Below are 11,721 nucleotides of genomic sequence, written 5' to 3'. Positions count from 1 at the left end.
ACCGGTCTCTATGCCAACCCTGCGTACCTTTTTCGCCATTGCCCTGCTGGGCCTGAGCCTTTCTGTCGGCCCACTGCAAGCGGCCGAGCCGCCCAGTGCCGAGTCCGTCCAGCAGAGCCTGGATAAAATCGCCGAGCGCAAATTGCCGGAGGCCGATCAAAAGGCCCTGCAAGCGGTGCTGCAACAGACCCTGACCCAGCTGTCGAACAAGCAGGATTACGAGCAGCGCCTGAACGATCTCAAGCAGCAGCTGAGCAATGCACCGCGCCAGACCAGCGAGAACCAGCGCGAGCTGACCCGCCTGAAGGCGACCAAGGTGGTGCCGGTGGCCCAGCGCTACGCCAACCTGCCGGTGTCGCAGCTCGAACAACTGCTGACCGAGCGCACCACCCAGCAGGGTGACATGCAGAAAGCCCTGGCCGAGGCCAATAGCCTGGCGATTACCGCGCAGACCCGCCCCGAGCGCGCCCAGGCCGAGATCAGCAGCAGCCAGACCCGCACCCAGCAGATCAACACGATCCTCAAGAACGGCAAGGACGCCGGCAAACCGATCAACGCCGACCAGCGCAATCAGCTCAACGCCGAACTGGCGGCGATCAACGCGCTGATCCCGCTGCGCCGCCAGGAACTGGCCGGCAACAGCCAGCTGCAGGACCTGGGCAACAGCCAGCACGACCTGCTGATGGAAAAGACCGCGCGCCTGGAGCAGGAAATCCAGGACCTGCAGACCCTGATCAACCAGAAGCGCCTGGCCCAGTCCCAGGAAACCGTCACCCAGCAATCGATCGAAGCGCAAAAGGCTGGCAGCAGCAGCCTCCTGGCCACCGAAAGCGCGGCCAACCTGAAGCTCTCCGACTACCTGCTCAAAAGCACCGACCGCCTCAACGAGCTGACCCAGCAGAACCTGCAGACCAAGCAGCAACTCGACAGCGTGACCCAGAGCGATGCCGCGCTGGACGAGCAGATCGGCGTGCTCAAGGGCAGCCTGCTGCTGTCGAAGATTCTCTATAAACAGAAGCAGGCGCTGCCGCACTTGCGGCTCGATCGCGACCTGGCCGACCAGATCGCCGACATCCGCCTGTACCAGTTCGAGATCAACCAGCAGCGCGAGCTGATCAGCAGCCCCAGCAGTTACGTCGACAACCTGCTGGCCACCCAGCCGTCCGAGCAAGTCACCCCGCAACTGCGCAAGACCCTGCTGGACCTGGCCATCACCCGCGCCGACCTGCTGGAACGCCTGAGCCGCGAGCTGAGCGCGCTGCTCAACGAGTCCATCACCCTGCAGCTCAATCAGAAGCAACTGCTGAGCACCTCGCAAAGCCTGCGCGCGACCCTTGATGAGCAGATGTTCTGGATTCCCAGCAACAAGCCGCTGGACGGCGAATGGCTGCAAGCGGTGCCGCTGCGCCTGGCCAAACAGGTCACCACCCTGCCCTGGTCGTCCAGCCTGAGCGAGCTGGCCGACGGCCTGGCGCAACGGCCGCTGCTGTTCCTGCCCTTGCTGTTGCTGATCGCGGCCCTGCTGTGGCGGCGCAAGAACCTGTACCTGCGCCTGAACAAGGTGCACAAGGACATCGGTCACTTCAAGCGCGACAGCCAATGGCACACGCCGCAGGCGATCCTGGTCAACATCCTGCTGGCGATGCCGGTCTCCCTTGGCCTGGCGCTGTGCGGCCTGGCCTTGCAGATCGACGCCCGCGGGCAGAACGCCAACCTCGGCGCGGCACTGTTGCAGATGGCCCAGGCCTGGCTGGTGTTCTATACCGCCTACCGGATCCTCGCCCCCGGCGGCGTGGCGGAACTGCATTTCCGCTGGGAAAAGCCCCAGGTCGAATTCCTACAGGGCTGGGTCCGTCGCCTAGGGCTGGTGGTCATGGCCCTGGTGGCCGTGGTCGCCGTGGCCGAACACCAACCGGCGGCGCTGGCCGATGACGTACTCGGTATCGTCGTGGTCCTGGCCTGCTACGCCCTGATGGCCTGGTTGCTCAGCCGCCTGCTGAGCAGCCCGACGCACCAGAACGCCTCACTGTTCCGCAAGGCGGTGGCGGTGCTGTTCACTGCGCTGCCGATCGCCTTGTTCATCGCCGTGTGCTTCGGCTACTACTACACCGCGCTGAAGCTCAGCGACCGCCTGATCAATACCCTGTACCTGCTGATGTTCTGGCTGGTGATCGAAGCCACTTTCGTCCGCGGACTGGGCGTCGCCGCCCGGCGCCTGGCCTACCAGCGAGCCCTGGCCAAACGCCAGGCCGCCAAGGAAAGCGGCGACGGCGAAGTGGTGGTCGAAGAGCCGACCCTGGACATCGAGAAGGTCAACGAACAGTCCCTGCGCCTGATCCGCCTGGCCCTGCTCGGTGGTTTCATGGCCGGGCTGTACTGGGTCTGGTCGGACCTGATCAGCGTGTTCTCCTACCTGGACAACATCACCCTCTACGAATACACCAGCGGTGCCGGCGCCAACATGAGCATGGTGCCCATCAGCATCGGCGACATGCTCGGCGCACTGATCATCGTCGGCATCACCTTCGCCCTGGCGCGCAACCTGCCGGGGCTGCTGGAGGTGCTGGTACTGTCCAGGCTAAACCTGGCCCAGGGCAGCGCCTACGCGACCACCACGCTGCTGTCCTATGTGATTGCCGGCGTCGGTTTCGTCTCGACCCTGTCGACCCTCGGCGTCAGCTGGGACAAGTTGCAGTGGCTGGTGGCTGCGCTGTCGGTAGGCCTGGGCTTCGGCATGCAGGCGATCTTCGCCAACTTCATCTCCGGCATCATCATCCTATTCGAGCGGCCGGTGCGCATCGGCGACACCATCACCATCGGCAACCTGTCGGGCACTGTGAGCAAGATCCGCATCCGCGCCACCACCATCACCGACTTCGATCGCAAGGACATCATCGTCCCGAACCAGACCTTCATCACCGGGCAACTGATCAACTGGTCGCTGACCGATACCGTCACCCGGGTGACCCTCAAGCTCGGCGTCGACTACGGCTCGGACCTGGACCTGGTCAAGGAGCTGCTGCTCAAGGCCGCCCGCGATAACCCGCGGGTACTGAAAGAACCCGAGCCCCACGTGTACTTCCTCAACTTCGGCGAAAGCACTCTGGACCACGAACTGCGCATGCACGTGCGCGAACTGGGGGACCGCAACCCGGTGCTCGACGAGGTCAACCGCTTCATCAACCGCGAGTTCAAGAAGCAGCACATCAACATCTCGTTCCGCCAGATGGAGGTCTACCTGAAGAACCTCCATGGCCAGGAATACAAGATGGTGCCCATCGAGCCGGAGGCCAAGACCATAGTCCCGCTGCCCGACGGCAAACCTCTGCAGGAACCGCCCTCCAGCAAGCTCGACTAAGGGCGCTATCCCTAGCAGAATGCTCGGACATTCTGCTGGAGATGGCCGTTGAAAGCCCTCGACGAACTGACCTTCGACAATCGCTTCGCCCGCCTGGGCGATGCGTTCTCAACCCATGTACTGCCCGAGCCGATCGACCATCCACGCCTGGTGGTGGTCAGCCCGGCGGCCATGGCGCTGCTGGACCTGGCCCCCGAGGCCGCCGAAAGCCCCGTGTTCGCCGAGCTGTTCGGCGGGCACAAGCTGTGGGCCGAAGCCGAGCCCCGAGCGATGGTTTATTCCGGGCATCAGTTCGGCTCCTACAACCCCCAGTTGGGCGATGGCCGCGGCTTGCTGCTGGGCGAGGTGTACAACGCCGCCGGCGAACATTGGGACCTGCACCTCAAGGGTGCCGGCCAGACCCCCTACTCGCGCATGGGCGATGGTCGCGCCGTACTGCGCTCGTCGATCCGCGAATTCCTCGCCTCCGAGGCGCTGCACGCCCTGGGTATTCCGACCACCCGGGCGCTGTGCGTGATCGGCTCCGACACCCCGGTCTGGCGTGAGAAACAGGAGCGCGCGGCGATGCTGCTGCGCATGTCGCCCAGCCATATCCGCTTCGGCCACTTCGAATACTTCTATTACACCAAACGCCCTGAGCAGCAGAAACAGCTGGGCGAACACGTGCTGGCCATGCACTTTCCCGAGTGCCTGGAGCAGCCGGAACCCTACCTGGCGATGTTCCGCGAAGTGGTCGAGCGCAATGCCGAACTGATCGCCAAATGGCAGGCCTACGGTTTCTGCCACGGGGTGATGAACACCGACAACATGTCGATCCTCGGCGTGACCTTCGACTTCGGGCCGTTCGCCTTCCTCGACGACTTCGATGCGCATTTCATCTGCAACCATTCCGACGACCAGGGGCGCTACTCGTTCAGCAACCAGGTGCCGATCGGCCAGTGGAATCTCAGCGCCCTGGCCCAGGCGCTGACGCCGTTCATCAGTGTCGAGGCCCTGCGGGAAACCCTCGGTCTGTTCCTGCCGCTGTTCCAGGCCCATTACCTGGACCTGATGCGCCGCCGCCTCGGCCTGACCAGCGCCGAAGACGAGGATCAGAAGCTGGTGGAGCGCCTGCTGCAATTGATGCAAGGCAGCGGCGTGGACTACAGCCTGTTCTTCCGCCGCCTGGGGGATGAGCCGGCGGAACTGGCCGTGGCCCGGCTGCGCGACGACTTCGTCGACCGCCAGGGCTTCGATGCCTGGGCCGATCTGTACAAGGCCCGGGTCGCCCGTGAGCAGGACGACACTCAAGAACAGCGCCGCGCGCGTATGCACGCAGTCAATCCGCTGTACATCCTGCGCAATTACCTGGCGCAGAAGGCTATCGATGCCGCCGAACAAGGGGATTACTCCGAGGTGCGCCGCCTGCACGCGGTGCTGAGCAAGCCGTTCGAACAACAGACCGGCATGGACAGCTACGCCGAACGACCGCCCGAATGGGGCAAGCACCTGGAAATCAGTTGTTCGTCCTGAGGGGTCAGGTAAAGGTTTCCATCGATACCTTGAAACGTGCGGCCAGCCAGCGGATCTGCCGCAGGTTGAGCTGACGCTTGCCGCTCAGGATCTCCGAGACCACCGACTGCGCACCGACACCGGGCAAATCGCTCTGGGTCAGGCCGTGTTCGCGCATCATGTAGCGCAACACATCTACTCCGCTGGCGACAGGCATCGGGCGATGCTCAAGATCGTAGGCTTCGATCCAGTCCCCGATGATGTCCACCAGGCTGTTGAGAGGATGAGCCTCGTCTTCCCCTGTCAGGTCCAGCAACTCGTCAAGGGCCTGAACCAACCTGTCGTAGTCCGCCTCGGTTTTCGGCTTGCGCAGCAACGGCGCAACGAACTGCCAGTGTTCGGCCACTTGTTCGATCAACACACTCATCCTCGATCCTCCTTCCACTTACCCCGGTCATATTCACGGTGGTCCAACACATGTCGGATATAGAGCTTTTGCGTCGTGTAACGGACCAATGCAATCAGCCGTATCTTGTTGCCACCGATATCGAACACATGCAGCGGTCCGACCTTGTCCACCGCCGGAAACATCGCCTTCATCGCGGCAAAGTCCGCAAGCCGATTGCGCTTAAGCGCGCGATACCAGTCATCCAGCGCCTTGGCCGAGTGCGGCCATTTTTCCTTGGCATCCCAAATTCGTTTAGCCGTGATTACACGCATGCAAAGTCCTTATCGCATACTGCTATGGCAGCCTAGAGGGTGAAGCAACTTATCGCAAGTTGCTATAAATGTTCTCGGACCAATGGCACGGAGCATCGCCTCTCTCCAGCCTAGAACCGAGCAGAGGGTTGCCGCGCAAAGATGTATGAGCACATGCAACAGCTTGATAAACCAGCCCACAGACTCCAGATCGAGGCTATTGACCACTTATCCCGGAGCCCCTCATGTCCGATCCACTGCTGATCCCCTGCCCCCATTGCAACGGTTTGAACCGCATCCCCGCCGAGCGCCTGGGCGACCAGCCCAAATGCGGGCGCTGCAAAGGCCAGGTGTTGCTGAACCAGCCTTTCGAACTGAAACAAGGCGACTACGCCAGCCAGATCAAGGGCGACCTGCCGTTGCTGGTGGATGTCTGGGCGGATTGGTGCGGGCCGTGCAAATCCTTCGCGCCGGTGTTCGAGCAGGCGGCCGCGCAATTGGCGGGCAAGTGCCGGCTGGCCAAGCTCGACAGCGAGGCCAATCAGCAATTGTCGGCGCAGTTGGGAATTCGCTCGATTCCGAGCCTGATTCTGTTCAAGAACGGACGGGAAGTGGCACGCCAGAGTGGCGCCTTCCCGTTACCGCAGTTGATGAGCTGGTTGCGCAGCCAGGGCATCTGACCGCCATTTCGAAATCGCCTTGAACCGTGGGAGCGAGGCTTGCCCGCGATAAGGGTCTGACAATCGACGACAATGTTGAATGTCAGGTACTCATCGCGGGCAAGCCTCGCTCCTACAGAAGAGGGTCAGGCGCTTTCCAGCAGGTTATGCAGGTCGACGAACTGCTGGGTCAGCTTGTGCCGGGGGTCGAGGTGGATCAGTGGCAGGCTGGCCTGGTGGGATTCACGCATGCGCACCGAACTGGCCAGGTACACCGGCAATACCGGCAGGCCTTCGGCGATCAGCTCATCGAGCATTTGCTGGGGCAGGCTGGCGCGGGCCTGGAACTGGTTGACCACGATACCCTCGACCTGCAAATCCTCGTTGTGGTCGTCCTTGAGCTCTTCGATTTCAGCCAGCAGACCGTACAGCGCCTGGCGGGAAAAGCTGTCGCAGTCGAAGGGAATCAATACCCGATCAGCGGCAATCAGCGCCGAAACCGCATAAAAGTTCAAGGCCGGCGGGGTGTCCAGGTAGATCCGGTCGTAGTCCTCGGCCAACTCGTCCAGCAGTTTGCGCAGCTTGTTGATCTTGTGCTTCGCCTCAAGCTTGGGCTGCAGATCCGCCAGCTCAGCGGTGGCCGTCACCACGTGCAGGTTGTCGAACGGCGTTTCGTAGATATCGACCTGGTTCTTTTTCGAGAACGGTCCGGAAGACAGGGTCTGCTTGAAGAAGTCGGCGATCCCCATGGGGATGTCGTCGCCGGTCAGGCCGGTGAGGTATTGAGTGGAGTTGGCCTGGGCATCCAGGTCCACCAGCAGCGTACGATACCCCTCGCTGGCGCTCACGGCCGCCAGATTGCAGGCAATGCTCGACTTGCCGACTCCCCCTTTCTGATTGAACACCACGCGCCGCATGTCAGAACCTCCCTGCATCAAAGATCACCGAGTGTAGTAGCCAGCAGCGCTGCTTCGCTACCTCGCCGACGGCAAACTGCCAAGTCAGGCCCCCTGGCCGAGAACGGCCTAAACTTTCTGAAAATTTCCGCGCCTTTGACCTGCTCCACCCAATAATGGCCAAAGGACATCTTTTTCCTGTCGAACTCATCATTTTCACTGAGCAAAACGTAACCAATATTTGCTACAAGCCAGTCACACCGGGATAATGCGCGCCACTCGGCTGTAGCTCCGTGCACGGTGAGTCATAGGTCGGAACGACTGACACGCCAAAAAAGCCCGCAGGGGCGGGATGAGTCTTCAAGTGATCAACTTCAACATCGCCCAATGGCGCGCGTGGGCCCCTGGGCTCGAAAGCGTGGACGATTGGCAGGCCTGGAGCCGACAGCCGGTCGTGCTCGAGAGCAGTGATGCTGCCCCGGACGTGTCCTTTCTACCTGCCATGCAGCGCCGGCGCCTCAGCCGTCTGGCCCGCATGGCCTTCAGCGTAGGCTGGCCCCTGGCCGAAGGCCTGGAACAGCTACCGTTGGTCTTTATTTCCCGGCATGGCGAAACGCCACGGACCTTCGACATCCTCAGCGACCTGGCGGCCGACCAGCCGTTGTCCCCGACCCAGTTCAGCCTCTCGGTGCACAACGCGGTGATCGGCCTGTGGTCGATCATGCGTGGCGAAACCAGTGAAATGACCGCCATCGCCGCCGCCGGCGATGGCCTCGAACACGGTATGCTAGAGGCCGCGGCGCTGCTTGAGGAGGGCGCCCCGGCGGTGCTGCTGGTGGTCACCGAAGAGCAGCCGCCCGAAGCCTACGCCACCTGGATCGACGACGTGCCTTTCCCCTATGCGGTAGGCCTGCTGCTGACCCCCGGCAAAGAGTGGCAACTGGCACTCGGCACCGCCACCGAGGAAGCACCGCGCGCCAAGTGGCCCCATGCCCTGAATCTCTTGCGTACCCTGCTCGGCGAGCAGACCTCCTGCCAACATGCCTGGAAGAACCGTGTATGGAACTGGCAACGCAACCTGTAAACACAAAACCCCGCGACGCCTACTACTGGCGCCTGGTCGCCACGGCAGCGAGCTTCGCCTTGTTCGGCCTGGTCGGCCTGGGCCTGCGCCTGGTGATTTTCCCGCTGCTCGCCTGCCTGCCCGGCAATGCCGAAGCGCATCGCCAGCGCGCGCGGCGCACCATCGGCCGGCTGTTCTGGCTGTTCATCCGGTTCATGGCCCGCAGCGGCGTGCTGACCTATGAAGTCGAAGGCGCGGAAAAGCTCGGCCGCCCCGGACAAATGATCATCGCCAACCACCCGTCGCTGATCGACGTGGTGTTCCTCATCGGCCTGGTGCGCAACGCCAACTGCGTGGTCAAGCAGAGCCTGTGGCAGAACCCCTTTACCCGCGGCCCGATACGCGAAGCCGAATACATCAGCAACGACGGCAGCATGGACATGCTCGACGCCGCCGGCGAAGCCCTGCGCAACGGCCAGACCCTGGTGATCTTCCCCGAGGGCACCCGCACCCAGCCGGGCAAGGCCCCGGCCTTTCATCGGGGGGGCGCGGCAATCGCCTTGCGGGGTGCGAGAATCATCACCCCGGTGGTCATCAAGGTCAGCCCGACCACCCTGACCAAGGCCGAACCCTGGTATCGCATCCCGATGCGCCGCGTGCACTTCAGTTTTCGCGTCGGAGCCGATATAGACCCGTATGTCTTTGCCGCCCAAGGCCCCGCACCGCAGGCCTCGCGCAAGTTCAACGATTATTTGCATCACTACTTCATTAAGGAGCTCGCCGAAGATGAGCGATCTGCACCTAGAAATTAAAATGTTGATCATCGATGCCCTGGGCCTCGAAGACATCAGCGTGCAAGACATCGGCAACGAGCAGACGCTCTTCGGTGAAGGCCTGGGGCTGGACTCGGTCGACGCCCTGGAACTGGGCCTGGCGATCCAGAAACGCTACGGCATCAAGATCGACGCCGATGCCAAGGACACCCGCAACCACTTCACCAACGTGGCGAGCCTTGCGGCGTTCGTCACTGCAAAACAGGCAGCTTGAGACCGGACCATGCAAACTCGCGACGACATCTTCAACACCTTGCGTGATGCCCTGGTGGAACTCTTCGAACTGGAACCGGAACGCGTAAGCCTGGAATCCAACCTGTATCAAGACCTGGAAATCGACAGCATCGACGCCGTCGACCTGATCGATCACATCAAGCGCAAGACCGGCAAGAAAATCGCCGCCGAGGAATTCAAGTCGGTGCGTACCGTCAATGACGTGGTCGAGGCGGTGTACCGTCTGGTCCAGCCGGCCGCATGAGCCGGCTGATCGGCCTTGGCCTGCTGCTGGCGGGCCTGTTGTATCCCTTTGCGGTGTATTTCGGCATGGAGCATTTCGCGCCATGGCAGTTCGGCCTGCTGCTCGGCAGCCTGTGGCTGGCCCGGGTCCTGACCGGCGAACGGCGCCCCGGCAGCCTGTTGATGGCGGGCGCCGCCCTGGTCTTCTGCCTGCTGCTGGCGCTGTTCGACAGCCCATCGTTATTGCGCTGGTACCCGGTACTGGTCAGCGGCTTCATGCTCACGCTGTTCGGCCTGAGCCTGAAATTCGGTCCGCCGGTGGCCGAGCGCCTGGCCCGCCTCAGCGAGCCGGAACTGCCGGAAAAGGCGATTCGCTATACCCGCCAGGTAACTGTCGCCTGGAGTGTATTTTTCCTCTGTAACGGATTGCTCGCCGCCGCCCTGACCCTGTGGGCGCCGCTGAGCTGGTGGACGTTGTACAACGGCCTGATCGCCTACGGGTTGATGGGTTTGCTGTTTGCCATTGAATGGCTGTTACGACAACGCGTACGAGGCCGCGCATGAATTGGATAAAACTTGAGCATCTGCTGCTCAAGTCGCTGCCGGAACGGGCCGTCACACTCGAACCGGCACTCGATCACAGCAAGCTGCAGCACCAGGCCCTGAGCCTGGCCGCAGGCTTGCAGGCCAGGGGCGTACAGCGCCTGGCCCTGCACCTGGAAGATGCCGCCGAACTGGCCATCGCCCTGCTCGGCGCCTGGCGCGCCGGGGTCAGCGTGCTGCTGCCCGCCGACCTGCAACCCCAGCCCCGGCAACGCTGGTCGACGCAGGTCGATCTGTGGCTGACCGACCAGCCCGGCGATGCCCACTTGGCCGACTTCGACCAGCCGCCATTGCCGGCCGCCGAACTCGATCTCGACACCTGTCGCTTGAGCCTGTGCACCTCCGGCTCCAGCGGCGAACCCAAGCGCATCGACAAATCCCTGCGCCAGCTGGCCAACGAAGTCGAGGCCCTGGAGCAACTGTGGGGCGAAGGATTGGGCCAGGCCTGCATCATCGGCAGCGTCGCCACCCAACATATCTACGGCCTGCTGTTCCGTGTGCTCTGGCCGCTCTGCGCCGGGCGCACCTTCGTCCGTCGGCAACTACCGTTCCCAGAAGACCTGCAGCGCGCCAGCCGCGAACACCCGGCCTTCGCCTGGGTCGCCAGCCCGGCGCTGCTCAAGCGCATGGGCGACAACCTCGACTGGCCGGCCCTGAGCCCGGTGCGCCGGGTGTTTTCCTCCGGCGGCGCGCTGCCCGCCGACGCCGCGCAAGGCCTGCACCAGCGCCTGCAACAATGGCCAACGGAAATCCTCGGCAGCTCGGAAACCGGTGGCATTGCCTGGCGCCAGGGCGACAGCCTGTGGCAAGCCTTCGCCGGGGTCGAACTGAGCCAGGACCGCGACGGCGCCCTGCTGATCGCCTCGCCCTACCTGCCGGCCGGACATGTCGAACACACCGCCGATGCCGCGCGCATCGCCGCCGATGGGCGTTTCGAGCTGCTCGGGCGCCTGGACCGGATCGTCAAGCTGGAAGAAAAACGCATTTCCCTGCCGATGCTGGAACAGGCCCTGGCCGGGCATGCCTGGGTCGCCGAAGCGCGCCTTGGGGTGGTCCGGGAAAACCGCGCCTCCCTCGGCGCGCTGCTGGTCCTCAGCGAACAAGGCCTGCACGCCTTGCGCAACCAGGGGCGTCGGGCCCTCACCCAAGCGCTGCGCCAGCACCTGAGCCAGCATTGCGAGGCCCTGGCGCTGCCACGCCGCTGGCGCCTGCTGCGCCAGTTGCCCCTGAACAGCCAGGGCAAGCTGCCCCAGGCCGATGTCGAAGCCCTGCTGCTGGCCCCGCGTCCACGGGCGCCGGAAGTGCTGGAACAATTCGAGGCCGACGGAGAATGGAGCCTGCAACTGGCGATCCCGCCGGACCTGGCCTACTTCAGCGGCCACTTCCCCCAGACCCCGGTGCTGCCGGGCGTGGTGCAGGTGGACTGGGCATTGGCCCTGGGCCAGCAGTTCCTCGGTCTGCCGGGCCGCTTTGCCGGCATGGAAGTGCTGAAGTTCCAGCAACTGGTGCGCCCCGGAGACCAGGTGCAACTGCACCTGCGCTTCGATCATGAGCGCGGCAAACTCTATTTTGCCTATCGCAATGACACCGCCGCCTGCTCCAGCGGCCGCATCCTGCTGGAGAACGCCTGTGGATAAGTTATTGGCTCGCCACCAGGTCAGCC

The 11,721-nt window shown here is 63.3% G+C and carries 12 protein-coding genes; 9 read left to right on the top strand and 3 right to left on the bottom strand.

Annotated features, from left to right (window positions below; genetic code table 11):
* Positions 1-10 precede the first annotated feature (10 nt).
* Positions 11-3,358, top strand: coding sequence for a mechanosensitive channel MscK (gene mscK, locus J4D52_RS00345; protein WP_102675926.1), 3,348 nt, complete (start codon positions 11-13; stop codon positions 3,356-3,358).
* A 48-nt stretch (positions 3,359-3,406) separates the two neighbouring features.
* Complete coding sequence (gene selO, locus J4D52_RS00340) at positions 3,407-4,870, top strand: protein adenylyltransferase SelO (protein ID WP_102675925.1); 1,464 nt, start codon at positions 3,407-3,409, stop codon at positions 4,868-4,870.
* 4 nt (positions 4,871-4,874) lie between these two features.
* Here the strand turns inward: selO and J4D52_RS00335 are convergent, their stop codons facing one another.
* Complete coding sequence (locus tag J4D52_RS00335) at positions 4,875-5,276, bottom strand: type II toxin-antitoxin system HigA family antitoxin (RefSeq protein WP_063427932.1); 402 nt, start codon at positions 5,274-5,276, stop codon at positions 4,875-4,877.
* Complete coding sequence (locus tag J4D52_RS00330) at positions 5,273-5,569, bottom strand: type II toxin-antitoxin system HigB family toxin (protein WP_023970158.1); 297 nt, start codon at positions 5,567-5,569, stop codon at positions 5,273-5,275. The genes J4D52_RS00335 and J4D52_RS00330 overlap by 4 nt, the downstream gene beginning before the upstream one ends.
* A gap of 224 nt (positions 5,570-5,793) precedes the next feature.
* On the opposite strand from J4D52_RS00330, the gene trxC reads away from it, so the two are divergent.
* Positions 5,794-6,228: a thioredoxin TrxC gene (gene trxC / locus J4D52_RS00325; RefSeq protein ID WP_007926827.1), complete on the top strand. Its 435-nt coding sequence runs from the start codon at positions 5,794-5,796 to the stop codon at positions 6,226-6,228.
* A 125-nt stretch (positions 6,229-6,353) separates the two neighbouring features.
* Here the strand turns inward: trxC and J4D52_RS00320 are convergent, their stop codons facing one another.
* Positions 6,354-7,124, bottom strand: coding sequence for a ParA family protein (locus tag J4D52_RS00320; RefSeq protein WP_007926828.1), 771 nt, complete (start codon positions 7,122-7,124; stop codon positions 6,354-6,356).
* A 331-nt stretch (positions 7,125-7,455) separates the two neighbouring features.
* Between J4D52_RS00320 and J4D52_RS00315 the strand changes: the two genes are divergently transcribed.
* Genes J4D52_RS00315 through J4D52_RS00290 form a run of 6 tightly spaced genes read left to right on the top strand, consistent with a single transcriptional unit; the run spans position 7,456 to position 11,695 of the window.
* Positions 7,456-8,187 (top strand): beta-ketoacyl synthase chain length factor, encoded by a 732-nt coding sequence (locus J4D52_RS00315; protein WP_102675924.1) that lies wholly within the window; start codon positions 7,456-7,458, stop codon positions 8,185-8,187.
* Entirely contained in the window at positions 8,163-8,978 is an 816-nt protein-coding gene (locus J4D52_RS00310; protein WP_102675923.1) for a 1-acyl-sn-glycerol-3-phosphate acyltransferase, read from the top strand. Before J4D52_RS00315 ends, J4D52_RS00310 begins: the two co-directional genes overlap by 25 nt.
* Positions 8,953-9,213, top strand: coding sequence for a phosphopantetheine-binding protein (locus J4D52_RS00305; RefSeq protein WP_025808152.1), 261 nt, complete (start codon positions 8,953-8,955; stop codon positions 9,211-9,213). Before J4D52_RS00310 ends, J4D52_RS00305 begins: the two co-directional genes overlap by 26 nt.
* Positions 9,214-9,222: 9 nt before the next feature.
* Positions 9,223-9,477 carry an acyl carrier protein gene (locus tag J4D52_RS00300; protein WP_007926835.1) on the top strand — a complete coding sequence of 85 codons (255 nt, stop codon included), beginning with the start codon at positions 9,223-9,225 and terminating at the stop codon, positions 9,475-9,477.
* Positions 9,474-10,019: a membrane protein gene (locus tag J4D52_RS00295; RefSeq protein WP_025808153.1), complete on the top strand. Its 546-nt coding sequence runs from the start codon at positions 9,474-9,476 to the stop codon at positions 10,017-10,019. The genes J4D52_RS00300 and J4D52_RS00295 overlap by 4 nt, the downstream gene beginning before the upstream one ends.
* Positions 10,016-11,695, top strand: a complete 1,680-nt coding sequence (locus J4D52_RS00290) for an acyl-CoA synthetase family protein (RefSeq protein ID WP_102675922.1) — start codon at positions 10,016-10,018, stop codon at positions 11,693-11,695. Before J4D52_RS00295 ends, J4D52_RS00290 begins: the two co-directional genes overlap by 4 nt.
* The last annotated feature ends 26 nt before the right edge of the window (positions 11,696-11,721 follow it).

The sequence above is a fragment of the Pseudomonas sp. GW460-12-10-14-TSB1 genome (assembly GCF_017349775.1).
In the GTDB taxonomy this organism is placed as follows: domain Bacteria; phylum Pseudomonadota; class Gammaproteobacteria; order Pseudomonadales; family Pseudomonadaceae; genus Aquipseudomonas; species Aquipseudomonas piscium.
This window is presented reverse-complemented; position numbering and strand designations above follow the sequence as displayed.